Consider the following 24,622-nt stretch of genomic DNA (forward strand, 5'->3'; position numbering starts at 1 on the left):
AATCCCAGATGGGATAGGTGATTTCCCCGGTGTAATTATTTACTTCACAAACTCATAGAGAAATAAATAGATTAATGATAAAAAAAATTTATAACTTAGGTATCTGCAGCAATAGGCTCGGTATCAAATAAATATCATTTTTATGAATATCCAAGAATTAATTTTTTCCGATAAACGAAATGATCGTATCAAGCAGCACCTGTTGTTTTGGGGAATCTGGTATCCATATATCACATTGACCCATGCTGCGTTTCCATTTGGATATCCCGAAATGGCTTACTTCAAAAACCCGGTCTATACATTTACAGAAAGTTTCTTTGTGGTATTGGCGCAAGTTCCATTGACTTATGGAGTGCTCTATATTGTATTGCCTAATTTTATTTTGAAAAAGAAATACTTGTTAGGTCTGTTCGTTATCATTCTATTTTGGTTTGCTGGAGGCATTTTAAACCTCTATTTTCTTGGAAAGTTACTTCCTCCATTGTTGGCTTTGTTGTTGCCTCCTGAGTATTTGCCCTTAGCACCACGGACCGAAGGCGTGTCCTTCTTTATGGCAGTGATTGCGACTAACAAAGGGGCATTTACCATTGCATGCAGTGCACTGATGCTAAAATTCGGGAAACACTGGTACCACAAAGAACATAAGAATCTTCAATTGCAAAAAGAAAATACAGAATCCCAATTGCGGCTGCTGACAGCCCAAGTGCACCCGCACTTTTTATTCAATACCCTGAATAACATCTACTCCCAGACTCAGGTAGAATCGCCGAAAGGTTCAAAGATGATCATGGGCCTTTCGGAAATTCTCAGGTATATTTTATACGAAGGTCAAAAACCGCTCGTGCGTTTGACCCGCGAGTTACAGTTGATTAATGAATATGTCAATCTCGAAAAAATACGATACGGCAATAAACTGGAAGTAAACGTCTCGATACCTGCAACACCAAACAATGTGTATATCGCTCCATTGCTATTACTTCCTTTTGTCGAAAACTGTTTTAAGCACGGTACAAGTAATGTCTTGGAAAATCCCTGGATCAACCTGACAATAGAATTGAAGGATACGACCCTCGTGATGAAACTGATGAATGGAAAAGTACCGTCGAAAGAAAAAGATAAAAAGCGTTCCGGCATTGGAATCAATAATGTGCGTAAGCGGCTTGACCTTTTGTACAAAGAGAAACATAATTTGCAAATAAAAGACGAGGAGGAAGTTTTTGTTGTTGACCTGCGGGTTGAATTAGTTCGAGTTAAAAAAGAGCAGCAGATTGAAGCGCTTACTCAACCCCAGCCCACTGTTTATGCCTGATGAAATTCATATGCCGATCAAATGCATCATCATTGATGATGAGCCCTTGGCCAGAGACGTGGTCAGGCGATATATTCAAATGATTCCGGCATTGAAGCTTATCGGCGAATTCGGAAATGCGATAGATGCAACGATGTTTTTGCAAGACCATTCGGTGGATCTGATCTTGTTGGATATAAAAATGCCCCAACTTACTGGGATCGAATTTGTAAGAAGTCTCCGTATTGTTCCGCAGATCATTTTTACAACCGCGCACAAAGACTTTGCACATGAAGGATTTGAATTGGATGTGATCGACTACCTTCTAAAACCTATTCGATTTGATCGTTTTTTGAAAGCCGTGAACAAAGCGCTTCGCCAAAAGCATCAAGCGCTCGAAATACATGGGATAACCACCCCGGAGATAAGTAACCCTGCCAATTCATCCATCTATCTGAGAGCGGAGCGCAAAATGAAAAAAGTGCTGTTGGATGATATAATCTACATCGAGAGTGACAGGGATTATGTGAAAGTGTTTACTGAGAAAGGCCTTATCATCACGCGCCAAACGATCGCGTCGGTAGAGGCTATGTTGTCCGAAAGCCAGTTTGTACGTATCCACCGCTCTTATATAATATCGCTTTGCAAGTTAAAGTCTTTTACTACCGAGACAGTAGTGATCGGGAGTGCGGAATTGCCAATCGGAAAGCTCTACCGAAACAATTTTTTGAAGTTAAATAGCCCCTAAAACGGGAGCAGGGTACGAGCCGCCCTCGATACCCAATAGAAAGTCATGCGAGTCTATTTGAGCACTGCATGTCTTTTAAGTCTCCCTCATTCGGCTAATCTTTTCGGCTCAACAGTCCTGCTTTTCTGGCATTTGTCAGGTCCGCTTGGCTATTTTTCCTCAAATGAATTGACTACGCTACTTTTTAGGTCTCCAAAAGATGTAAAGGGCAGGAAGCCAGGCCGATTGCATTGGCCATCGAGTCAAACAGGCGCATTTTTATGCGGGGACCAGGTGGTTGGAAGGGTCAGCAAAGATAAAGTGACTACCGAGCAAGGAGTATCTTTTCATCATTCGCTTAAATGTCACTGCGACGAGGATACCAAAATACACGACGAAACTCCTTAGTCGCGTACAAGAACCACCTGACTCCTATCTAAATATTACGTTTGCTTCTGTATCGACATGAATCATAGGTAAATTTACAAGGCATCTTTTATCCCAAGTAACCTGGCATCAAGTGGTGATGACTTTATCCATCAACTAACTTTCACAGGGTATTTGTGGTAAAATGAAAACTGTGAGCCGATGGATTGGTAACACTTGTATCTGTCCTCAGCCCAGTACACACCAATTGGTATTTTGCAGTTTTTCAACCTTTAACTTTTAACACTATGAAAACGATTAAATCATTACCAATCCTTTTGCTTGTAGCGCTGATTTCCTGTTCAGAGGAACGATACCTGGCCATATCGGTCTTTCCGGCTGAAAGTGGGCAAATAAATTCCTCAGTTCCTCCCGGACCGATTGAGAAGGGGCAATCCGTCACCCTTACTGCAGTAGCCTATGAGAACTGGGTATTCCTTAGATGGGCTGGTGCTGCAAGCGGCACGGCCAATCCACTTATGATTACGATGGATTCCGACAAAAGCATTGAAGCTGTATTTGTCAAGAAGGATTTTCTCCTCGAATACACTATCGTGGGACAGGGCAAGGTCTTCGATAGGATAATTGAAAATCCTTCGGGGAGGCAGTTGCCACATGGTACGATGGTTGAACTCACGCCTGTCCCCGAGGAAGGATGGGTCTTTGAAAGTTGGTTGATCGAGGATACCGGAGGGGGCAGAAGCTTGATTTCAAACGAAAACCCCAAAACGATCAGCATCGACGGCCGTAATTTTCTCCGGAAGGCTGTTTTCGTTCCCAAACCCCAAGGGGAGGCAAGGTTCTTTCTTGCCGAAAACGGAATCACCTGCAAATGCGAAAATGTGATTTTAGGGCAAAAAGGGATCCTAAACGGCGTTGAATATGAAGCCGTAAACAATGAGTTGTTAAGGCAGAGAGTTAGTGATAAGGCCGACCTTACAAAATTATGTACCTCTTTGGTCACCGATATGAGCACACTATTCTTGGAATTTGAACTAAATCAAAGAATAGGAAACTGGGATGTAAGTAAGGTCACAAATATGGAAAACATGTTCTTGGATTCTAAGTTTAGCCAACCTATTGATGCTTGGGATGTCAGCAATGTCACCGATATGTCTTATATGTTCGCTGGTTCGAGTTTCAACCAACCCATTGGGACTTGGGATGTTAGTAGTGTCACCGATATGCAGGGCATGTTTGCAGCAACAGAATTATCGCAGTGGGATCCCAAATTTGAAGGATTCAATCAAGATATTGGGGAATGGGATGTCAGCAATGTCAGCAATATGGATTACATGTTTTATCTACATCCACAATTCAATCAAGATTTATCAAATTGGTGTGTTGTAAAAATACCTGTTGCGCCGACAGACTTTTCCGATTTTGCGTGGTTATTGCCAAAACCAATTTGGGGTACCTGTCCGGATTAAATAAATATGATAGTCTGGAGTCCGCTTATTTGAAATTTTTCTAACACTAAATTTTTATCAATTATGAGAAGCACCAAATTTATTCAGCTCTTGCTATTACTGACCCTCTTCTCCTGTGAGGAGGAAAAACCCACCAAGACATTTGCATTATCCAAAACCGTATCTCCGGAAGAAGGGGGCACTATCTACCTTTCACCGGGTTGGCTTGATGCATTCGATGAAGGACAAACGGTCGCAGTAATTCCGGTAGCCAATGAAAATTGGGTTTTTCAACAGTGGCAAGGGGATGCAGATGGAAATGCCAGCCCTTTTTTTCTCACTATGAATTCAGATAAAAACATCATCGGGGTATTTGTCAGAAAGGAATACACTTTGGATATAGAAATCATTGGAGAGGGAACGGTCACGGAGACGATTGTGCAAAATCCCTCAGGTAGGGAGTACAGTCCAGGTACAACTGTAGAACTCACTCCTGTCCCCAAAGAAGGTTGGGTATTTGAAAGCTGGGGCGGGAATTTAAGTGGAAATATGAAACCTGTGAGGATAACTATGGATGAATTGAAAAAAGTGACGGTCAGATTTGTACCAAAACCTCAAGGTGAACCGAAATTTTACCTTGCTGAAAACGGGATCACCTGTAAATGCGAAAATGTCATCGCGGGTGACAAAGGTATGATCAACGGAGTCGAGTATGAGGCTGTGAACAATGATTTTTTGAGGCAACTTTTGAGGAATGTTGATAAGTCCAAACTTTGCACTTCCCTGGTCACTGACATGAGCTATTTGTTCTATGGAGTCAGTACTGACCAGCCCATAGGAAATTGGGATGTCAGCAATGTGACGAGTATGAAGGGCATGTTTGCAGGATATTTTTCTGAGTACGTTGGGGATCCTTGGGGTAACGATAATTCTCCCGAACATTGGATTTTTTTCAATCAACCAATCGGAGAATGGGATGTCAGCCAAGTAACCAATATGGATAGTATGTTTTATGACAATAAAGGTTTTAACCAGGATCTGTCAGAGTGGTGTGTTGCAAAAATCCCTACTATACCAAAGGATTTTGCCAATTCGGGGGCATGGCTGTTGCCCAAACCCGTTTGGGGCACCTGTCCGGATTAGAAGCCGGAGGTCATTCTCAATCGGCAACAAAAAGCGAAATGGTCGGTCAATAACTACCTAGCTTTCGTTTCTTACTGCTTCAAAGAACCATCCGCAAAAAGCAGGGAACGAAAGCTAGGTTCAGGGGATGACATTCCTACAGGACGGAAATAACTTGGAAGAATGACATTCCTATACTTCCGATAATTGAATTCTAATGACAGGTCCTGTGGGATATTGAAAACTATTTTTAGCTTCGAGAATCCAAGCATAAATCATTATGAAAAAGTCATTTGGTTTATTTCTTCCAGTTGTCTGCATTTGCATCCTATTCGGATGCGAGCGGGACCCGGATCCTTCACAAGAGAATCAATTCTCATCACTTGATGCGAAAATCGATGGAATCTTAAGGGCGTTTGATATCCCTGGAGTACAAATAGCGATCATGAGAAACGAACGCTTGGTTTATCAGGGCACCTATGGTTTTGCAGATAAAGAGTCCAAATTGCCGGTATCGAACGAAAGCGTTTTCCGCATTGCCAGTGTTTCCAAGCCCATTACTGCAATAGGAATTTACAAGCTTGCCCAAGATGGACTATTGGCCTTGGACGACAAGGTTTTTGGGGAAGGGGCAATCTTGGGAACTAGATTCGGCAGTAAGCCGTATTCGGAGGCCATAAAGGCTATCACCGTCAGACACTTGCTAGAGCACAAGGCAGGGGGCTGGACCAACGACGGTAACGATCCCATGTTTTCACCGATCAACTACCCACAGCACGAGCTTATTGGGTATATCCTTGATACAAGACCCCTTGATTTTCAACCTGGGTCCACTTTTGTCTATTCGAACTTTGGATATTGCATATTAGGAAGGGTGATAGAGGAGCTGAGCGGAGAAAGCTACGAAGCCTATATACGGACCAAAATTTTGGAGCCCAGCGGAATTACATCCATGTATATCGGCAACAATACCATTTCCGAAAAATTTGAAAACGAGGTACGCTATTACAACCCTCATTCATATTTTACCCCATACCAGATCGACGTTAAGCGGATGGATGCAGGAGGTGGATGGGTAGCTTCTGCGACAGATTTACTCAGATTCATGACTAGAATAGACCGACTTCCCTACAGAAAAGATTTTCTTAAAGATTACTATGCATACCAGATGTATTTTGGCTTTTTTAACTGGGTTCACAACGGCGCGATGTCGGGAACCTCAGCGGTTTTGGAAAGAGCAAATGACAAATTCAGCTTTTCTGTGGTGGCCAACGGCAACAGTGCTGAGTTCGGCACTGCTCTTGAAGCCTTTAGGAGAGCAATCAACGATGAAATAAAATCAAGAAGCAGTTGGCCGGACCATGACCTATTTGAATCGGATTAGACAGGAATCTCTTAACAAAATCCTACCCTATTTCCTGAATCGGCATTCACTTTAGATAAAAATAAAATCCTGAAAGGACAAAGTTAAAAGGTGACTAAGGTGGGACGAGGGAATGCAGTCAACAATCGATTTCCTTCTACATTCTTTCTTACCCACCATTCATTTCGTCAAGTAGAACTGCTAAATCGGATATGGAACAAACAACTGCCTTTCGGAAAGTTAGTTCGTAATAATTTTTTGAAATCACTTGATAAATAAAACGAAATAAATAATAATCAACACTCCTCTTGATCCTTGGTGGAATTTTAGTTTAAAGAATGTGAATACGCTTTTCAGAATCTGGCATCTGGCCCCAATACTTCGGAGTTGCAATCCGGTCTTTTTTCTTCTTGTGGAAAGAGGAACAACAGGATGATTTTGCAATTCATGGAGTATTTCGCTATTCTAGGAGGCATTTGTAAATCCGTCTATTTGTGCAGTGGATTAGTCTTTCCCGCTGCGCGGGCCCAATTTCTGTTGTCATCGTTGTACCGACCTTAAAAAAAACCTTCCAATCCTACACGCTACCACCAAAAAACGCACAATCGAAAGCAATGGAAATATTCAATTTTCAATGAAATAATTCAATTTTTCCCGTCCAATCGCCCACTTTTAGCCTACTTCCGCCCGACCGTGTCCCGACGATGTCCCGATAGTGTCCCGACCGTCACCCGACCATTCCCCGACTTTTAATCAAAAACCAAGAATTTCTATCACTTTTCCAAGAGGGAAGAGAAGCCTGGTTTGGCTTGTCCGGGTAGCATAGCTGCGTCTGCCGCCTAAGCTTCAGTCCCGGAAAATTGAGGCCAAGATTGGCAAGATACCTTACCGCGTAATCGGCTGCGGGAATACCGCCAAGCTTTCGAAGCCGTTTTCGCCTACTGCCTGCACTGCAAAAAAGAAGTTGTCCTTTGAATAGGGTAGGGTCAGCGTTGTCTCTTCGGTGTAGAATTTTTTCTGCCATTGGGAGGCATCGGTCTCACGCATGAGGACATAGTAGCCTTTGGCCTTGCCTTTGGAAGGGGCTTCCCAGCGCAGGGTGGAGGTATTGCTGAGTCTGCGCACGTCGATGCCTACATTGGTGGGTTCGGAGGGTGCCGAAGCCATCGATGCCAAGGAAGCGAGGTTCATCGCGGTGATTTTGCGCATGTACTCATAATCGACAAATTCCGGAAGGTCTCCGTATTGGATGCCGTTTTCGAGGCGGACGTTTTCGTGTTGGTGGTAGTAGTTTTCATTCATCTCGCAGACCCGGATGGCCGTGAAGCCCTGCTGCGCAAAAGGGGTATGGTCGCCCCCTCTCAGGAAACGGTCATTTCGGTAAACCAATTTTACTTCCAATTGGTCCACGTACCGTTCCCCCACTTCCTTCATGTAGCGGGCGAGTTGGCGGGATTTGGAGTCGTTTTCGCCGTTGGTATAGCGGCGAATAGCGGCCATCTGCTCGGTTTCGGCGGCAGGCACACCTTCCGAAAATATGCGTACTTGGGTATTGTCATTGATATTTGTTTGGGAAGAGTTGCTGTTGCCGATCATGTCGTTGTTGAGCATGGCAACGAGGTTCCAGTTTTCTTTTTTGGCTTTTTCTGCCAAATAAGCTGCGCCCTTGAGGCCTTGTTCCTCGCCTGATACGGCCACAAAAATGATCGTCGCCGGGAAGGATTTCTTGGACATGATGCGGACGAGTTCCATGATGGCGGCTACTCCCGAACCGTCATCGTTGGCGCCGGGGGCATCGATTTCCTTGTTCATGACATCGAGCGCCCGGCTGTCGATATGGGCGGATATAATGAAGACGCGGTCATCCTGCGGGTCAGTGCCTTTGAGCGTGGCCATGACATTGCCCATCGGCGCGTCGGTGGGAATCCTTCTGCCGTCAGCAGGTACGGTAAAAGTGTCGATCATCGCCGAAAGCCTTCCACCTGAAGCAGGTATCAGGGATTGGAAATGGGCAAGGACATATTGTTGGGAGGCGGAGATGCCTTCCTTGGAAGCATTTGCGCTTAGGCTGTGGCGGGTGCGGAATGCTGCCAGATCACGGACATGCTTTTCCAGGTTGGCCGCAGAGACCTCTTCGACCATGGAAGCAATTGCGGCATTTCTATGGACGATCTGTGTTTGTGCCTGGGCCAAAAGGCAGGTGCAAACAAACAGCAATAGGAATATTTTTTTCATCGGGGATTATACGCTAGGTGAATGCGCTAAATTTACCTGCATCAAAATCAATGCAAAACAGGAATTACATGAACGAACTCATCTTACCCCAAGAAGGCGAATACGTCGCTTTCTACAAAGGATATATCGCTGCTGTTGCAGAAAAAGACATCATGGGGCTTTACTTGAGCCAAATTGAGGAAGTGAAAGAAATATTCGGTCAATTGGGCGAGGAAAAAAGTATGCTGGCATATGCCCCCGGAAAATGGACCGGAAAGGAAGTTTTGGGCCATATGATCGACACTGACAGGATATTCGCCTATCGTGCTCTGTGCATTGCCCGAGGTGAAAAAGGGCCTCTACCCGGATTTGACCAGGATCAATATTTGGCTGCTGCTGCGTTCAACGATTTGCCCTTGGAGCAATTGGTCTGGGATTTTGAATTGTCCAGAAATGCCGTCACCTCCATGGTCAGGTCCTTGGATCCAAAACTCTACACCCAAATGGGAAACGCCAATGGTAATCCCGTCAGCCTCAGGGCGATTCTAACGATGATTCCCGGGCATGCGCACCATCACTTGAGGATTTTACAGGAGAGATACCTACCGCTGATTGCTTGATCGGAGCCTTTACAATTCCTTCATCTGGGATTTGGGGCAGAATTGTGTAATTTTGTAGAATTTTACCCCACAAAAAAACTATTTGAGCGATGCAAAGAACACGTGCACAAGAATCCCGGGCGGCCATTGAGAAACTCTACATCACCATGAGGCACCTCTTTATGAGGGGGTCCTACAAGCCGATGGGTGTTTCGGGGGAGTCCTTGGTGGATTCACTTTTGGTATTGAGTCCGGAGATTTATGGCCTGCTTGCCGAGGATGAGAAGATTGAGTTGGACGGATTGCTTTATGTCATGGAGCGCCTGCCAAAGGGAATTGAGGAATGCCGCTATATCCGCCTCATCAGCAGGGAAGGCTATGAGAATTCCACATTTCCCGCCATCGTCCCTCCCAAGCGGAAGCGCAACTGCTACCGTGTGGATGCCGATCAGATGTACGTGGAGATGACCCGCGGTCGCTCTGACATTTATGATATCCTGACCCATTTGACTTTTTTATTTATCGAGTCAGAAAAAATCAAAACCAACAGCACCGATATCAAGGGGCGCTTGGACCTCAACTGGCAGATGCTCGAGAAGATCGTGGAAAAGGAGGAAAATGGGGAGGCTTTTGATAAGGAAGTGGCCTGTTCCTACCTCAGCCATGTGATCGGGCGGACCTTTGATGAGACGCACGAGGCAGTCGGCAAGTTTGAGTCCTCACCCCATACGAGCAGCCTGTTTACCATCGTGTACCATTTGGGCAAACTGGCGATGGATGAGTTTTTTGATGGAAAGGACCGGGAGATATCCTTTTCCTCCACCCTGCGCCAACGAGTTGGACACCATGTATATGGAGAGCTTTGGGCCAACAATATCAAAAAGGTGCTTTTTGAAAAGGGTTTGATCGAGAGACCCATCCATATCATTTCCGCCAATCTCCATTCCGTGCTCAATACGGTCTATGGGCATCAGGCTTTGAAGTTGGGTTCTTTTGAGGAAATCGAAGCAGCAGCCATGCAGATCAGCATCGGTGCCAAAAACCACAAAGGAAAGGATATCCTCAGCTACGCCAAAAAGCATGGCTTTATCGAGATCAACGATGTCTCGGGCACCAATATCAATGTGCAGTTGCTGGACACGGCTTTGATGGATAAAAAAACCATCCTGCCGGGAATCTCGCTGAAGGCCGAGGCTGGGAAAGAACCCGTACTGTTGGTTATGGACTATGCTTTTGGTGAGCAGGCATATGAATGCTTTGACGAATTGCTGAAACCTTACGATACGGAAGATGGCAAATCCTATCCATTAAACGTGTATTCGGCATCTATCATGGGCAAGGCGGGAATTCTCACAGGGAAGAAAGGCGACATCATGATCCCCACAAGCCATGTGTTTGAGGGGACGGCAGACAATTATCCTTTTCGCAATGAGCTCAAGAAGCAGGATTTTGAGGGGTATGGCTTGGGAGTGTTTGAAGGCACGATGTTTACGGTACTCGGTACCTCTCTCCAAAACAAGGATGTGTTGAGCTATCTGATGAATTCTTCTTGGAAAGCCATCGGCCTCGAGATGGAAGGGGCGCATTACCAGAAGGCGATCCAATCTGAAAGCCGTATCCGAAACAGTATCCGCAAAAATGTAAAAGTCCTATATGCCTACTATGCCTCGGACAATCCCTTGGAAACTGGCAGTACATTGGCCTCTGGCGCCTTGGGCTTGGACGGTGTGCGGCCCACTTATCTGATTACCTACAAGATTTTGGAGAAGCTTTTTTCCTAAAAAACAAGCTCGAAAGAACATCCCGTAACAAAAGCCTCCGCACAGGGGGCTTTTATTTTGTTTGGAAATGAGAATGCTTGAAAACTGATGGAAAATTTTAATTCCATTATTTAGGTATTCTTCCAAATTTTATTCTATTGAGTAGTTGGAACCCCAAAGTTTTGTTTTGATTTCGGTACGTTTTTTTAGTTGTGTTTAGAATCATGACTTAAACTGATTTTCGTCAGGTTTTTTGTAACGATTGATCTAGAATTTAGTACCATCAAAACTTCAGAATTATGAATAAACTTACAACTATCCGGATTTTTCTAGTGGCGCTGACCCTAGGCATTTCCACCTCGATCCTTTCAGCCCAAACGAAGTTCACCCTTGCCGCTTCTCCCACCTTTAAGATAAATGGAGGTTCATCCCTTCACGATTGGGAGATGGTTTCCAATACAGCCAAAGGTGAAGGCATGTTCAACATGGAGGGTACACAATTTAGAGGAGCCAAAAGCCTCAGCGTCAGCTTGGAGGCCGAGACGCTCAAGAGTGGCACCCGTGGCTTGGACAGCAACGCCTACAAAGCACTCAACACCAGCAAGAATAAGGATATCCGCTTTGCGCTTCGGGAATTGACCGGAAGTGGCGCTTCCTACACAGCAAAGGGTGACTTGACGATCGCAGGGGTGACCAAGCCGGTAACGATCCCCGTGAAAATGAGCCAAAGTGGCAACAAGCTGACCTTTGAGGGCAGTTTGGCCACCAAGCTTACGGAGTTCAGCATCACTCCCCCTACGGCTTTGATGGGGACAGTCAAAACCAGAGACGAAGTAACGATTTCATTCAAAACAACATTCCAACCTACAAACTAAATTTTACAATTATGAAAAAGCAATTGATTGCTACGGTAGTGCTCGCGGTGATGGGAATTTCCGCAATGGCGCAAGGCCTTCAGAGAGATATGCAATTCTGGAGACCCTATGACAAAAGAGGTATCAACATCTTTGAAACAGGTAAGGCCGACACAGTCGAATTTGAGGGCATGAAAGTCCGGATCGGTGGTCACTTCGCCCAACAGTGGCAGAATCTCAGCCACGAAAACAGATCAGATGTGGTCAACAACCAACAAGGTGTGAACCTCAACCAGTTGATAGAAATCGGTAGCGGTACAAACTTGGCGACTGCAAACCTGAACATCGACGTGGCTTTGGCTGATGGTTTGAGATTGAATTTGATCTCCTATCTTTCATCCAGACACCATCCAGAAGCTTGGGTAAAGGGTGGATACATCCAGGTGGATAAATTGGGATTCTTGAATCTGGGAAATACAGAATGGTTTGATAAGTATTTCACACTTCGAGTCGGTCACATGGAAATCAACTACGGTGATGCGCACTTCAGGAGATCCGACAACGGTAACGCGATGTGGAACCCATTTGTAGGCAACTACATCATGGATGCCTTCACGACTGAAGTCGGTGGTGACCTGTTCTTCCAAAGCAACGGATTCCTTGCATTGGTCGGTGTGACTGGTGGAGAAATCCAAGGTGGTGTGACTCGTCCAAATGACCGTAAGCCAAACTTTATCGGTAAAATAGGTTACGACAAACAATTGAGCGATGACCTGAGAGTGAGATTGACTGGCTCTATCTACACTACAAAAGGCTCTGCAAGAAATACCCTTTGGGGTGGTGACCGCGCAGGTTCCAGGTACTATTTGGTGATGGAAAACACTTTGGCGACTACATCTGCCAATTTCACCTCCGGTCGTATCAACCCTGGCCAAACCAACAACATTACTGCTTGGGTGATCAACCCCTTCGTGAAATTCGGTGGCTTGGAACTTTTCGGTAACTTTGAGCAATCCACAGGCCGTGCAGCCAACGAGACTGTAGACAGGACTTGGAAAAACATCGGCGGTGACTTGGTATACAGATTTGGCACCTATGACAAGTTCTATATAGCTGGTCGCTACAATCAAGTGAGCGGTCCTTTGGCTGGCTCAGGATTGGAAGTCAGTGTGGATAGAATCCAAGTAGGCGGCGGTTGGTTTGTCACCAAAAACGTCCTCGCCAAATTGGAGTATGTGAGCCAAAACTACAACGACTTCGCCAGCACCAGCATCTTCCGCGAAGGCCGATTCAATGGCCTCATGATTGAAGGTGTAATCGGTTTCTAAGTCGAATATCAACAATGCGTATCCTTCTCCTGATCCTGTTGCTCTTGGTGGGGGTTCCCAATAAAGAAAGAACCTTGGTCGTGACCCGGAAAATGATCCAGGTGAGCGGCCAGACCTCACTGGGAGGCTTCAACTGCGACTACAACAAGATCGGTTTGAAGGATACGCTTTTTTTAGATGCAGGAGGCAAGGTAAAGGAAATAGTTTTTGACGTTCCTGTAGAGGATTTCTCTTGCGGCAATTTTTTATTGAACAGGGATTTCAGAAAAACCCTGCAGGCCGAAAAATTCCCCCAAGCCATCGTAAAAGTCAAAAACCTCAGGTCAAACTATGGGTATTACACCTGCGATTTGGCTGTGGATTTGGTGGGGAAAAAACTGAATTTCACCGACCTCGTGCTCAAGCGCGTCGCAGATGGGCTGACAGGGGAGTTGGTGCTGAGTTTTGAACAATTGGAGCTGAAGGCCCCAAGCAAAATGGGTGGCTTGGTCAAAGTAGACGAGAAACTCAATTTATCGATTTTTTTGGGGCTTTAGAAAAATAAAGAGGCCTAGCTTTTCAATTGAGGATTATTGAAGACTTCAGGTTTTGCCCAAAATTATATTCAATTCTGTTTGATCCAGAAAGTAGAAAAATCCCGATTTTTGGTACATGGGTATTTCAACCTTAATCATGTGTTTGTGCGCTGTTTTTTCATTCCTTGGTCAGCCGCGGGATGAGGCAGTGAAATTGGTAATTCAGGAGAAGAGAGTGGCCGTGAACGGGCGGACTTCGATCGGTGGATTTACCTGTCGTTATTCGGACCGGAATGTTCGGGATACACTGTTTGTGGACTTCAGCACGAGGACACCTGATTTGGTTTTTGATATCGTCGTGGATGACTTTGGCTGCGGAAACTTCATGCTCAACAGGGACTTCAAAAAGACCCTGAAATCAAAGGAATTCCCTAAAGCAAGGGTGAGGGTAGGTAATATACGGACCAGTAATTCGAAATACTTTTGCGACCTTACAGTCAATATGGTGGGGAAAAAATTGGATTTCCCAAACTTGGAACTCGTGCGCAACACCGAAGGAGTCACAGCACAAATCGGCATGGGATTTTCCACCCTTGGCCTTGAGCCTCCCAGCAAAATGGGTGGGCTTGTGACCGTAGACGAGGCTCTCAAATTGGAGATATTCCTTGGTTTTCGGGTTAGTAGATAATTCTCGGTACGGGTCAATTAGCCACCGGTCGCAAGCAGTGCCGCCAAGGCTTTCTCAGTTTTTTCAAAGCCAAATTGCATAAGGCATTTTTCCATTTTGGATTGGATGACATCGTTGTTCAAATTGCCGATGCTGCCTTCATGGGTATGGTTGACTTTTTGTTGGTCGGGATAGAATTCCCCGTTTTCGATGTCGAGGCCGACCTTTCTGTATGCATCCCTAAAGGGTGTCCCACAAAGTACCAACTCATTGACTGCTTCTACGCTGAAGAGATGTTTGTAGAAGGGATCTTCCAAAATCCGCGTTTTGACCCTGATTTCCTTTAGCATAAATGTGCACATGCGCAGGCAGTCCAAAGTTTGCTCGATACCGGGAAACAGCACCTCCTTGAGCAACTGAAGATCCCGATGGTAGCCTGTGCTCATGTTGGTCAGCAATAGGCTGATTGTATTCGGAATACTTTGGATTTGGTTGGTTTTGGCACGGATCAATTCAAATACGTCGGGGTTTTTCTTGTGCGGCATGATACTGCTGCCAGTTGTCAAATCATCTGGAAAGGAAATAAACCCAAAATGGGGATTCATAAACAGGACCACGTCCGTCGCCAGCTTATTCAATGTCGCTGCGATTCCCGCCAGGGCAAAAGATAAATTCCGCTCAGTTTTTCCACGGCTGTTTTGGGCATTGATTACATTGTGGTGGAGATCTTCAAATCCAAGCAATTGCGTCGTCAGTGTCCTGTCGAGGGGGAATGAGGAACCATATCCCGCCGCCGAACCCAAGGGGTTTTTGTTGGCCAAGCGGTATGCTGATTCGAGCAGGCCTAGATCTTCGGTCAGGCCCTCGGCAAATGATCCAAACCACAATCCGAAGGATGATGGCATGGCCAGTTGTGTATGGGTATAGCCCGGCATCAAGTCTTTTTTGTGTTTTTCGGAAAGGGAAATCAGCAAATCGAAAAGCTCTTGGCTGGCCTCCACGATTTCGGCAATTGCGGCGCGGTAGTACAGCTTCAGATCAACGAGGACTTGGTCATTTCTTGAACGACCGCTGTGCAGTTTTTTTCCCACCTCGCCATATCGCTCAGTCAATAGAAACTCAACTTGTGAATGCACATCTTCGACTCCTTCCCGGATTTGGAATTGGCCGTTTTCGATTTCTTGGTAAATATCCTTGAGTCCTTTGAGCAAAACCGATAGCTCAGCATCTGTCAAAAGGCCGATCTTTGCCAGCATCGTGGCATGGGCCATCGATCCGAGTACGTCAAAAGGAGCCAACAAAATGTCAAATTCCGGATCCCTGCCGATGGTGAACCTTTCGACTTCCTTTTTTGATCCTGTATTTTTTTGCCAAAGTTTCATGATTCCGAGTGTAAGGCTGCCCAATGATTCAGGCAGAAGATTTTCAATGTGATAAGGTGTCTGGGGATTTGCTCATTTCCATGTAGGTTTCCAATATCCGGATATATCCTTCAACTCCTTGCCTGATTTCCGTCAGGCCAATATACTCGTCGGCGGTATGGGAGCGGGCCGAATCCCCGGGCCCGATCTTCACGGAAGGATAGGGGATCAACGCTTGGTCGGAAAGGGTAGGACTGCCGAAGCATACAATTCCCAATTCCGAGGCTACTTTCAGTATCGGATGGTCCTTGGGGACTTGGGAGGATTTGAGCCTGAAAGATCGCGGGCTCAAGTCAGCTTTGAGGAAGCCCTTCAATTCTTCAAATGCCTCCTCTAAGGTGTAGCTGTCCGTCACCCTCACATCAAGTGTGTAAGTGCAAGTATCAGGGACGACGTTGTGTTGGCTGCCGGCTTGGATGACTGTCGCACTGACTTTTGTTTTTCCCAAGAAGGGCGATACCCGCTCAAACTGGTAGTCCTTGATCTTGTTCAAGTCCTCCAAGGCCAGGTAAATGGCATTGATGCCTTCTTCTCGTGCCGCATGTCCGGCTTTGCCTTTCACCGTCGCGTCAATGACCAAAAGCCCTTTTTCCGCTACCGCCATGTGCATTTGGGTGGGTTCGCCGACAATGGCGAGGGAAAAAGGGGGCAGTTCGTCCAGGATACTTTCTATGCCATTTTTTCCTGAAATCTCCTCTTCCGCAGTGGCTGCGATGCAGAGATTAAAAGGTAATTTCTTGTCAAAGAAATATCGAAACGCTGCAATCAGACAGACTAGGCATCCACCGGCGTCGTTGCTTCCCAAGCCATAGAGCTTTCCGTCTTTTTCAATCGGACTAAAGGGATCAAGGGTATATCCTGCATTGGGCTTTACCGTGTCGTGATGGGAATTGAGCAGTATAGAAGGGAGCGAGGGGTCAAAATGTTTGTTCCACGTCCATACGTTGTTCCGTTTTCTCTGGACAGGTATATTTGATTTGGAAAAAAACGCCTCAATCAGATCAGCGGTTTCATCTTCTTCCCGACTGAATGAAGGTGTCGCGATAAGCCCCTTCAAGAGGTCCAACGCATCGTCAAAAAGCCTTTGTAAATCAGTCTGGTAGTTCAACGTTGGTTTTGATTTGGATGGTTCTTTAATACAAATCGTACTTTTGCTTTTCAATCGTAGTTCCTGAAAGTTTGCCTTTGGCCGCCAACAAGAGGTTTTCTGCCTTGCCAATCCAAACAAAGTTCACCCCTTTTTCCAACGCCGCGAAGGCGTTGTCCAGTTTAGGTATCATGCCCGAGTGGATGACGTTCTCTTTCTTCAGTTCGGCATAAATCTCCTCATTGATCATCGGGATGATCGTATTGTCGTTGTGTTCGTCAATGAGCACACCCGCCTTGGCGAAGCAGAAATACAGGTTGACTTTGAATTTCTTTGCCAGGTTGGTGGCCAAGTCCGAGGCGATCGTGTCGGCATTCGTGTTGAGCAATTGCCCTTTCTTGTCATGTGTGATCGGGCAAATGACCGGCAGGATTTCTTGGAAAAGAAGTTTTTCGATTAAATCGACATTCACTTCCTTCACATCGCCGACAAAGCCATAGTCGATCGTTTTGACCGGCCTTTTTTCGGAGCGTATCAAGTTGCCATCGGCACCGGTTAGGCCCAAGGCATTTTGTTTGAGGCTTTGGAGCTTGGCGACGATTTGTTTGTTGATCAATCCGGCATATACCATGGTCACCAAGTCCAAGGTTTCCTTGTCCGTGATGCGTCGGCCATCGACCATGTTAGGGATGATTCCGATCTTTTCCCCAAACTTGCTCGCCAAGATTCCCCCGCCATGTACGAGGATTTTTTTGCCTGGAAATTTTGATAAAATGGATAAGAACTCATCGAGCTTTTCTGGAAAGTCGATGACATTTCCTCCGATCTTGATGATGCTGATGGTCATGGAAAAATAGTGCTTAGGTTTGAGGTTTGTTCTAAATGCCGTCAAGGATGCTGCTGATCACGGCCTGTGCGGCAAAGATCCGGTTTTTGGCCTGCACTTGCACGAGGCTTCTCGGCCCGTCCAGGATTTCATCCGACAATTCCAGGTTTCTTCTGACGGGGAGGCAATGCATGACTTTGGCTTTTTTGGCATGTCTGAGATGCTTCTCCGTCAACATCCATGTGGCGTCGGTACTGAGGATTTTGCCGTAATCGTTGAAGGCTGACCAGTTTTTGACATAGACGAAATCAGCCCCCTCCAAAGCTGCCTGTTGGTCATGTTCGATTTGGGCCCCTTGGGTAAATTTCGTGTCCAATTCGTAGCCCGTCGGATGTGTGATGGTCAGGTCATATCCACAGCCCAAAGCCCATTCCGAAAAGGAATTGGCAACTGCGTGCGGAATCGCTTTGATATGTGGAGCCCATGTGAGGACTACCTTCACCTTTTTGCCCTCATTGATATTTTCCTTGATCGAGATCATATCGGCAAGACTTTGAAGCGGATGACGGATTGCCGATTCCAAGCTGATGACAGGTACTCCTGAGTACTTGATGAATTGGTTGAAGACAAAATCCTCCAAATCCTCCTGCTTGTTGGTCAGGGTCGGGAATGCCCGTATCGCCAATATGTCGAAATAACTACCCAATACCCCCGCGGCGTCTTTGATGTGCTCCACGGTACCCTTGTTCATCGTCACGCCTTCCCGCATTTCGAGTGCCCAGCCTTCCTTGTCCATGTTCATCACGATGGGCTCCATGCCGAGTTGGAGCGCGGCGATTTGGGTACTTGCACGCGTACGAAGGGAAGGATTCAGGAAAATGCAACCGATCCGCTTTCCGATTCCTTTGGAGGCATGCATACGGGGATTTGCTTCGTAGGCTAGCGCCAAGTCAATCAGCGAATCTGCGGTTTGTTTATCTTCAAATTGGGTAAAATGCTTGATCATGGTATTTTTGCAAAGCCAGATGGATGGCTTCAGTTCAGGATTTGTTGGAGGCTTTGTATCAACGAATATAGCTGATTTTGGCCAATATTCAGGGGTGGAAGCAGGCGAATCGTCTGCTTTTTGGCGGCACTGCCAGTGAAGATTTTGTACTTGCTGACCAACTCCGACCTGACTGGCCCCGCGTCCCGATCCAGGTCAATGCCGATCATGAGTCCTTTTCCCCGGATATCCTTGATCGCCGGTATCGTCGCGAGTTCCTTGAGCAAATACTCGCCCATAGCTTCGGCATGGGGAAGGAGGTTTTCATTTTCCAATACTTCCAAAACTGCCAACCCAGCCGCACAGGCCAAGTGATTTCCTCCAAACGTCGTTCCCAATAGACCGTGGCTCGCCTTGAATTCTGGATGAACAAGAACTCCTCCAATAGGGAAACCGTTGCCCATTCCCTTAGCCGTGGTGATGAGATCAGGCACTAGGCCCTCTACCCATTGGTGGGCAAAGAAGCGACCTGTTCTACCATAGCCCGATTGTACCTCATCGAGGATAAGTTTGGCCCCGTATTCTTTAGCCAAAGTGGCAAGGGAATTTAGATAACCAGGATCGGGGACTTGAATTCCACCGACACCCTGAATGCCTTCAATGATGATACCTGCGATGTTTCCCTGACGCAGTTGATTTTCTACTGCATCGATATCTCCCCAAGGGAGAATATAAGCATCAGACCTTTGGTTGAAAGGGGCGACGATTTTTGGATTATCCGTCAGGACGACCGCTCCGGAGGTTCTCCCGTGGAAGGCTCCCGAGAAGCTGATTATTCCGGATTTTCCTGTGGCGAAAGAAGCAAGCTTCAATGCGTTTTCGTTGGCCTCGGCGCCGGAGTTGCATAGGAACAAATGGAAATCCGGGTAGCCTGACATGTTGCCGAGCTTTTCGGCAAACTCCTTCTGAATGGGGATTTGGACAGAATTCGAGTAGAAGGATATCTGGTCCAGCTGGTCTTTGATACGCTTTACGTAGTGCGGATGTGTATGTCCAATCGAAATAACGGCATGTCCTCCATAGAGGTCCAGGTATTCCTCGCCCTTGTCGTCCCACAGGTTGGCACCAAGTGCCTTGACCGGGGTGACATTGATGAGGGGATATACGTCAAATAGGTTCATGGTAGGTAGAGGTTGTTTTTATGTGGTCGGTGCGCACACAGACCATGGGGTCAAAATGCGATGCCCTTGAGGTTTAGTCCGGACCTTTCATCCAAGCCAAAAGCCAGGTTGAAGTTTTGGACGGCTTGGCCTGAGGCACCTTTGAGCAGGTTGTCAATGGCGGAATAAATGACCAGTTGCCCCTTTTCCTTTTGTAGGTGGAGGATGCATTTGTTGGTATTCACGGCCTGTTTGAGGTCAATATCTATGTGGGAAACATGGGTAAATGGAGCGTCTTTGTAAAACGATTCATAAATAGACAGTGCATCCAACAGGTCTCCCTCAAAAGGCAAGTACGCTGTCACCCAGATACCACGGGTGAAATTTCCCCGGTAGGGCACAAAGAGCAATTCTGAGTCGAAACCGGGGCGGATTTGCCCGAAGGTCTGTTTGATCTCTTTCAAATGCTGGTGCGTGAAGAGCTTGTACACCGACATGTTTCCGCTCCGGTAGCTAAAGTGGGTGGTTTCGCTCAATCCCTTTCCGGCTCCCGTACTGCCTGTAATCCCGCTGATATGAACGGGCTGATTCACCCAGCCCGCTGCTACAGCAGGAGCCAATGCCAATTGGATGCCGGTAGCAAAGCATCCGGGATTGGCAATTCGTTTGGAGGTTTTGATTTTCTCTTTGTTGATCTCGGGCAAGCCATAGACGAAGCCGTTGCTTTCATTCCTGAAATCCGTGCTCAGGTCAATGATCACGGTGTCTTTACCAAAAGGATGCTCCTCCAAGAATCCCTTGGTGGCGCCATGCGGCAATGCCAGGAAAACCGCGTCAATACCCTCGGTGATGACTTCTCCGCTGAATTCCAATTCGGTGTCTCCAATCAAATCGGGATGAAGGTCGGAGACTTTTTTACCCTTTTGGCTGTTGCTGTGGGCATAGACCAAATCCACATGGGGATGGTGCACGAGTAATCGCAACAATTCCCCGCCCGTATATCCTGCAGCGCCAATGACCGCGGTTTTAATCTTCTTCATGGCGATTGACTTGGTGGAAGATGGCCATTTGGTTACCAAGGATTCTGGTGAAGCCCTTCACGTCCTCGCCCGTGTAGCCTTTGTTCATTTCTCCGTAACTGCCAAACTTGGATGCCATCAGGTCATGTTTGGACTCGATGCCGACCAATTGGAAGCGATAGGGGTGGAGCTGTACTTGAACAGTACCGGAGACGAACTCCTGTGTGCTTTGGAGAAATGCCTCCAAGTTGCGCATCACGGGATCCAGGTAATGCCCCTCATGCAAGTGGTTGCCGTAGAATTCCGACAGTTGGTTTTTCCAGAAGGTTTGCCACTTGGTGAGCGTATGCTTTTCTAGGAGTTGGTGGGCCTTGATGATGATCAAAGGCGCTGCAGCCTCAAAACCCACACGGCCTTTGATGCCAATGATCGTATCACCGACGTGGATATCTCGCCCAATGCCAAAGGGACCTGCGATTTCTTGGATCTTCAGGATTGCATCGACCGGGTTGTCGTAGGAAACCCCATTGACGGCGGAGATTTCCCCTATTTCAAAACCAATTTGGATGGATTCAGGCTCGGTTTTGCTGACTTGGGTAGGCCAAGCGCTTTCGGGTAAGGTCAGGTTGGAAGTAAGCGTTTCCTTGCCTCCGACCGACGTCCCCCAAATGCCTTTGTTGATGGAGTAGGCAGCTTTTTCGAAGTTCATGACGACGCCATGTTCCTTCAGGTAAGTGATCTCCTGCTCGCGGCTGAGCTTGAGGTCGCGGATGGGCGTGATTATTTCGATATCCGGCACGATGGTTTGGAAGATCATGTCAAAGCGTACCTGGTCGTTGCCTGCACCGGTACTGCCATGTGCGACGCATTTTGCACCGATGTTTTTTGCATATTCGGCCAATGTTTTGGCCTGAAGTATGCGCTCCGCACTGACAGAAAGTGGGTAGGTCTGGTTTTTCAGGACATTGCCAAAGACCAAATATTTGATCACTTCTTGGTAATAGGCCTTGGTCACATCCAAAACCTTAAAGGAAGCTATACCAAGGCTATTGGCTCTGTTTTCGATATCGGCTAACTCCTGTGCGGAAAATCCACCCGTATTGATCAATACGGCGTGGACTTCGTATCCCAAATCCTTGGATAAATGGAGTGCGCAAAACGTGGTGTCCAATCCACCGCTATAGGCTAATACTACTTTTTTCATCGGCTTTTGTCATGTGTCGCCTGTCTCAGGCGGCAGGTTTAAAATAGGCTTAAAGTTTTGTCTTTTGTTTTTCTGAGGTTGAGCATGACATACTTCTTGAGTTGCGTCCAACGCTCAAAGAGCTTGATGTTTTTCTTGAAATCTGTTCTCAAGGCCACCTCTTCTGTTTTCGCCTTTTTGCTGGGATCATATAGCATGGCGGTGCAGAGGCAGTTTTGGCGATTTTTGGACTTCAGGATCTCCACATTCACGCAGCTGTTGCAGCCTTTCCAGAATTCTTCGTCGTCTGTGAGGTCGGCATAAGACACGGGGATATAGCCCAACTCCGAGTTGATCTTCATCACGGCTGCCCCAGTGGTCAAGCCAAATATTTTGGCATCCGGGAATTTTGTCCTGCTGAGTTTGAATATCTCGCCTTTGATCAATCTTGCCAAGCCATATTTTCTGAACGGGGGAGAGACGATGAGTCCGGAGTTGGCGACGAACTTCCCGTGCCCCCAGGCTTCGATGTAGCAGAACCCGGCCCACACTCCCTCTGTCGTCAGGGCGATCACTGCTTTTCCTTCGCGCATCTTCTGCTTGATGTATTCAGGAGAGCGTTTGGCAATGCCTGTTCCCCTTGCTTTTGCGGATTCTTCCATCTCTGTGGTGATGGTTTCGGCGTATGCCAAGTGGGCTTCGGTCGCAGGTATGATAATGAATGAAGGGTTTTCCATTTTGGTCCAATGGTAATGGATGAACGTGTTAGATTTTGGAAAATTGGAAGGAAACTGGCTGGGGCAGGTTATCCACGTAGGACACCAAGGGGTATTGCAGGGACTATGCCCTGGATCTGGACCTAAACCTCCTCAAGGGAGCAAAAAATGGCATAGCAGCAGTATGCTCCTGATAGGAATCTGCGTTTGATAGGGATGCTATGGCAACTAGGTTAGACATGCTTTCTGAAAACGTGTGCAAATGTTGAAAGGTTTGGAAAAATTAGCAAGCTTTTTTTTCGATTATTTATTTCAAAGGAGGAGGCGTTTGAGGAATGGTACTCAAGGGCTTATTTTTTTGTGAAAAAGGCAAGAAATCAATACTAATTGAGTCGAATCCTTAGTCTGGAAGATAAGGTTTGAAGGTTTTTAGTATTGTAAACTAATCATTAAAATTTTATCCGGGAAAACTTGGTATTTCTGAGTGCTTTTTTGTAGCATTATTGGACGGTAAATCCCGTTCAGCACTAAGAAAAAATCATCCCACTCCCATGAAGAAAAATTTCTCCAAGATCATTGTTTTGATCCTATTCTTAACACTGACAAATGTCGCCGCAAAGGCGCAGGATCTCGTTGAATTTCTCGCGACGGAGGCCTGTACCTGTGTTACTGATTTGGTGAAAATGAACCCGAGTGAAAACCCTGAAGAGGATTTGGCGAAGTGTATTGAGGCTGTTTTTGAGGAAAATCTCGAGGCAATTGAGGAGATATATGGTGAAAACTTTGTTTCCTATGATTCAGAAGCCTTTAGGAAGCTCGGCGAGGAGGTTGGAATGAAGTTGGCAAAGGACTGTAAGATTTTCATGGAGTTATTTGTTAAGAAAGCCCAAAACGATAAGGAGAAGGAAACTGAGTATTTCAAAAAGGGCGAAGCCCATTTGAACGCAGGCGAAACAGATTTAGCCATCTCTGCCTATAATTCTGCGATTGAGATCAATCCCAAGAAGGCGGAATATTACAACCAACGAGGCGTGGCCTATTTCCGGAACGAGGATTATTACCGTGCGATCTCGGATTTTTATAGAGCGGTGGAAATTCTTCCAAACTACCATAGACCATTTCACAATATGGCCTTTTCCAAATATCAATTGCGGGATTATAGGTTGGCCTTGGCGGATGTGGATGAAGCTATCAAGATTGATACAGCATATGTTGGCTCGCATAATCTCAAGGGGCTGATTTTGAATGAACTTGGCAAGCAGGAGGAAGCCCGGACTTCATTTGAACAGGCAATGCGAATGGACGATAAGGATCCTGATTTTCCCTACAACATTGGCTTTACCTATTACGAGGAAAGGAATTATGAAAAGGCTTTGGAGTATTTTTTGAAGGCCGAGTCGCTTGGTGAAAACACCGTGACGGTGTTGAGCAAAATTGGCAATTGCTACGATATACTCGGAAATCATCCAAAAGCGGTTGAGTATCATTCCAAATGTCTCGCCTTGGATGCGGCCGATTATGGTTCGTACTATAACCGTGGCTTGGCATTCCTGAGTATGGAAGCTAACGAAGAGGCGAAAAATGACTTTGAGAAGGCCTTGACCTTGGACGATGAGGATGTGGATGCGTACTACAATCTCAGCAAAGCTTATTTCGGCTTGGGGAATCTTGAGAAGTCACTGGAATTGATCGAGCAGTCGATGGCAATGGATACACGGAATGCGTCCTACTATGACCTGCGTGCTGCGATATTCGAATCTCAAGGGAAACTTGATCGCGCCATCGAGGACTACACGGTTTCCATCAGCTTGTATCCGGATGACTGTGAGATCCACCTTGCCTTGGGAAAATTGTTTGTGAAGAGCCAAAATCCGATCCGTGCCAAGGTTTATTTCCAAAATGCACTGGACAAGGGCTGTGAAGAAGCGGAGGATCTGATGGGTAATCTCTAAG

Annotated in this window: 21 protein-coding genes; 12 read left to right on the forward strand and 9 right to left on the reverse strand. The window is 46.4% G+C overall.

Annotated features, from left to right (window positions below; genetic code table 11):
• Positions 1–142: 142 nt before the first annotated feature.
• From L0U89_RS07325 to L0U89_RS07345, 5 genes are all read left to right on the forward strand, one after another.
• Entirely contained in the window at positions 143–1,309 is a 1,167-nt protein-coding gene (locus tag L0U89_RS07325; RefSeq protein WP_234860930.1) for a sensor histidine kinase, read from the forward strand.
• Positions 1,302–2,036, forward strand: coding sequence for a LytR/AlgR family response regulator transcription factor (locus tag L0U89_RS07330; RefSeq protein ID WP_234860931.1), 735 nt, complete (start codon positions 1,302–1,304; stop codon positions 2,034–2,036). Before L0U89_RS07325 ends, L0U89_RS07330 begins: the two co-directional genes overlap by 8 nt.
• 653 nt (positions 2,037–2,689) lie before the next feature.
• Positions 2,690–3,871: a BspA family leucine-rich repeat surface protein gene (locus L0U89_RS07335; protein WP_234860932.1), complete on the forward strand. Its 1,182-nt coding sequence runs from the start codon at positions 2,690–2,692 to the stop codon at positions 3,869–3,871.
• A 63-nt stretch (positions 3,872–3,934) separates the two neighbouring features.
• On the forward strand, positions 3,935–4,993 hold the full coding sequence (locus L0U89_RS07340; protein ID WP_234860933.1) for a BspA family leucine-rich repeat surface protein: 1,059 nt from the start codon (positions 3,935–3,937) through the stop codon (positions 4,991–4,993).
• A 259-nt stretch (positions 4,994–5,252) separates the two neighbouring features.
• On the forward strand, positions 5,253–6,356 hold the full coding sequence (locus L0U89_RS07345; protein WP_255777845.1) for a serine hydrolase domain-containing protein: 1,104 nt from the start codon (positions 5,253–5,255) through the stop codon (positions 6,354–6,356).
• Positions 6,357–7,220: 864 nt separating this feature from the next.
• Here L0U89_RS07345 and L0U89_RS07350 read toward each other — a convergent pair.
• On the reverse strand, positions 7,221–8,570 hold the full coding sequence (locus tag L0U89_RS07350) for a M28 family metallopeptidase (protein WP_234860935.1): 1,350 nt from the start codon (positions 8,568–8,570) through the stop codon (positions 7,221–7,223).
• 68 nt (positions 8,571–8,638) lie between these two features.
• On the opposite strand from L0U89_RS07350, the gene L0U89_RS07355 reads away from it, so the two are divergent.
• The 6 genes from L0U89_RS07355 to L0U89_RS07380 all read left to right on the forward strand — a co-directional run bounded on the left by L0U89_RS07355 (position 8,639) and on the right by L0U89_RS07380 (position 14,293).
• Positions 8,639–9,169 (forward strand): DinB family protein, encoded by a 531-nt coding sequence (locus L0U89_RS07355; RefSeq protein ID WP_234860936.1) that lies wholly within the window; start codon positions 8,639–8,641, stop codon positions 9,167–9,169.
• Positions 9,170–9,258: 89 nt separating this feature from the next.
• Complete coding sequence (locus L0U89_RS07360) at positions 9,259–10,929, forward strand: DUF6909 family protein (RefSeq protein ID WP_234860937.1); 1,671 nt, start codon at positions 9,259–9,261, stop codon at positions 10,927–10,929.
• A gap of 278 nt (positions 10,930–11,207) precedes the next feature.
• A complete protein-coding gene (locus tag L0U89_RS07365) occupies positions 11,208–11,783 on the forward strand; it encodes a YceI family protein (RefSeq protein ID WP_234860938.1) in 576 nt (191 codons plus the stop codon).
• Positions 11,784–11,794: 11 nt separating this feature from the next.
• Positions 11,795–13,090 (forward strand): hypothetical protein, encoded by a 1,296-nt coding sequence (locus L0U89_RS07370; RefSeq protein WP_234860939.1) that lies wholly within the window; start codon positions 11,795–11,797, stop codon positions 13,088–13,090.
• A gap of 14 nt (positions 13,091–13,104) precedes the next feature.
• Positions 13,105–13,626, forward strand: coding sequence for a hypothetical protein (locus L0U89_RS07375; RefSeq protein ID WP_234860940.1), 522 nt, complete (start codon positions 13,105–13,107; stop codon positions 13,624–13,626).
• A gap of 115 nt (positions 13,627–13,741) precedes the next feature.
• Positions 13,742–14,293 (forward strand): hypothetical protein, encoded by a 552-nt coding sequence (locus L0U89_RS07380; protein WP_234860941.1) that lies wholly within the window; start codon positions 13,742–13,744, stop codon positions 14,291–14,293.
• A 17-nt stretch (positions 14,294–14,310) separates the two neighbouring features.
• On the opposite strand, the gene argH is transcribed toward L0U89_RS07380, so the two are convergent.
• Genes argH through L0U89_RS07420 form a run of 8 tightly spaced genes read right to left on the reverse strand, consistent with a single transcriptional unit; the run spans position 14,311 to position 22,690 of the window.
• Positions 14,311–15,654: an argininosuccinate lyase gene (gene argH, locus L0U89_RS07385; protein ID WP_234860942.1), complete on the reverse strand. Its 1,344-nt coding sequence runs from the start codon at positions 15,652–15,654 to the stop codon at positions 14,311–14,313.
• Between the two features lie 43 nt (positions 15,655–15,697).
• A complete protein-coding gene (locus tag L0U89_RS07390; protein WP_234860943.1) occupies positions 15,698–16,801 on the reverse strand; it encodes a M20 family metallo-hydrolase in 1,104 nt (367 codons plus the stop codon).
• A 25-nt stretch (positions 16,802–16,826) separates the two neighbouring features.
• Positions 16,827–17,627 carry an acetylglutamate kinase gene (argB, locus tag L0U89_RS07395; RefSeq protein ID WP_234860944.1) on the reverse strand — a complete coding sequence of 267 codons (801 nt, stop codon included), beginning with the start codon at positions 17,625–17,627 and terminating at the stop codon, positions 16,827–16,829.
• 31 nt (positions 17,628–17,658) lie between these two features.
• Positions 17,659–18,609: a Rossmann-fold NAD(P)-binding domain-containing protein gene (locus L0U89_RS07400; RefSeq protein ID WP_234860960.1), complete on the reverse strand. Its 951-nt coding sequence runs from the start codon at positions 18,607–18,609 to the stop codon at positions 17,659–17,661.
• A 32-nt stretch (positions 18,610–18,641) separates the two neighbouring features.
• Positions 18,642–19,772, reverse strand: a complete 1,131-nt coding sequence (locus L0U89_RS07405; protein WP_234860945.1) for an aspartate aminotransferase family protein — start codon at positions 19,770–19,772, stop codon at positions 18,642–18,644.
• Positions 19,773–19,822: 50 nt separating this feature from the next.
• Complete coding sequence (gene argC / locus L0U89_RS07410; RefSeq protein WP_234860946.1) at positions 19,823–20,791, reverse strand: N-acetyl-gamma-glutamyl-phosphate reductase; 969 nt, start codon at positions 20,789–20,791, stop codon at positions 19,823–19,825.
• The gene (gene argG, locus L0U89_RS07415) at positions 20,778–21,974 is read right to left on the reverse strand and encodes an argininosuccinate synthase (protein ID WP_234860947.1); all 1,197 of its coding nucleotides are present in this window, start codon (positions 21,972–21,974) and stop codon (positions 20,778–20,780) included. Before argG ends, argC begins: the two co-directional genes overlap by 14 nt.
• A 38-nt stretch (positions 21,975–22,012) precedes the next feature.
• Positions 22,013–22,690, reverse strand: a complete 678-nt coding sequence (locus tag L0U89_RS07420) for a GNAT family N-acetyltransferase (RefSeq protein ID WP_234860948.1) — start codon at positions 22,688–22,690, stop codon at positions 22,013–22,015.
• 530 nt (positions 22,691–23,220) lie between these two features.
• On the opposite strand from L0U89_RS07420, the gene L0U89_RS07425 reads away from it, so the two are divergent.
• A complete protein-coding gene (locus L0U89_RS07425; RefSeq protein ID WP_234860949.1) occupies positions 23,221–24,621 on the forward strand; it encodes a tetratricopeptide repeat protein in 1,401 nt (466 codons plus the stop codon).
• The last annotated feature ends 1 nt before the right edge of the window (position 24,622 follow it).

Origin of the sequence: Mariniradius sediminis (assembly GCF_021491425.1) — a bacterium.
Taxonomy (GTDB): domain Bacteria; phylum Bacteroidota; class Bacteroidia; order Cytophagales; family Cyclobacteriaceae; genus Mariniradius; species Mariniradius saccharolyticus.

Excerpts from the sequence above, each read along its gene's own strand:
- L0U89_RS07325 (WP_234860930.1), top strand. The coding sequence starts at position 143 with ATGAATATCCAAGAATTAATTTTTTCCGATAAACGAAATGATCGTATC.
- L0U89_RS07330 (WP_234860931.1), top strand. The coding sequence starts at position 1,302 with ATGCCTGATGAAATTCATATGCCGATCAAATGCATCATCATTGATGAT.
- L0U89_RS07335 (WP_234860932.1), top strand. The coding sequence starts at position 2,690 with ATGAAAACGATTAAATCATTACCAATCCTTTTGCTTGTAGCGCTGATT.
- L0U89_RS07340 (WP_234860933.1), top strand. The coding sequence starts at position 3,935 with ATGAGAAGCACCAAATTTATTCAGCTCTTGCTATTACTGACCCTCTTC.
- L0U89_RS07345 (WP_255777845.1), top strand. The coding sequence starts at position 5,253 with ATGAAAAAGTCATTTGGTTTATTTCTTCCAGTTGTCTGCATTTGCATC.
- L0U89_RS07350 (WP_234860935.1), bottom strand. The coding sequence starts at position 8,570 with ATGAAAAAAATATTCCTATTGCTGTTTGTTTGCACCTGCCTTTTGGCC.
- L0U89_RS07355 (WP_234860936.1), top strand. The coding sequence starts at position 8,639 with ATGAACGAACTCATCTTACCCCAAGAAGGCGAATACGTCGCTTTCTAC.
- L0U89_RS07360 (WP_234860937.1), top strand. The coding sequence starts at position 9,259 with ATGCAAAGAACACGTGCACAAGAATCCCGGGCGGCCATTGAGAAACTC.
- L0U89_RS07365 (WP_234860938.1), top strand. The coding sequence starts at position 11,208 with ATGAATAAACTTACAACTATCCGGATTTTTCTAGTGGCGCTGACCCTA.
- L0U89_RS07370 (WP_234860939.1), top strand. The coding sequence starts at position 11,795 with ATGAAAAAGCAATTGATTGCTACGGTAGTGCTCGCGGTGATGGGAATT.
- L0U89_RS07375 (WP_234860940.1), top strand. The coding sequence starts at position 13,105 with ATGCGTATCCTTCTCCTGATCCTGTTGCTCTTGGTGGGGGTTCCCAAT.
- L0U89_RS07380 (WP_234860941.1), top strand. The coding sequence starts at position 13,742 with ATGGGTATTTCAACCTTAATCATGTGTTTGTGCGCTGTTTTTTCATTC.
- argH (WP_234860942.1), bottom strand. The coding sequence starts at position 15,654 with ATGAAACTTTGGCAAAAAAATACAGGATCAAAAAAGGAAGTCGAAAGG.
- argB (WP_234860944.1), bottom strand. The coding sequence starts at position 17,627 with ATGACCATCAGCATCATCAAGATCGGAGGAAATGTCATCGACTTTCCA.
- L0U89_RS07405 (WP_234860945.1), bottom strand. The coding sequence starts at position 19,772 with ATGAACCTATTTGACGTATATCCCCTCATCAATGTCACCCCGGTCAAG.
- argC (WP_234860946.1), bottom strand. The coding sequence starts at position 20,791 with ATGAAGAAGATTAAAACCGCGGTCATTGGCGCTGCAGGATATACGGGC.
- argG (WP_234860947.1), bottom strand. The coding sequence starts at position 21,974 with ATGAAAAAAGTAGTATTAGCCTATAGCGGTGGATTGGACACCACGTTT.
- L0U89_RS07420 (WP_234860948.1), bottom strand. The coding sequence starts at position 22,690 with ATGGAAAACCCTTCATTCATTATCATACCTGCGACCGAAGCCCACTTG.
- L0U89_RS07425 (WP_234860949.1), top strand. The coding sequence starts at position 23,221 with ATGAAGAAAAATTTCTCCAAGATCATTGTTTTGATCCTATTCTTAACA.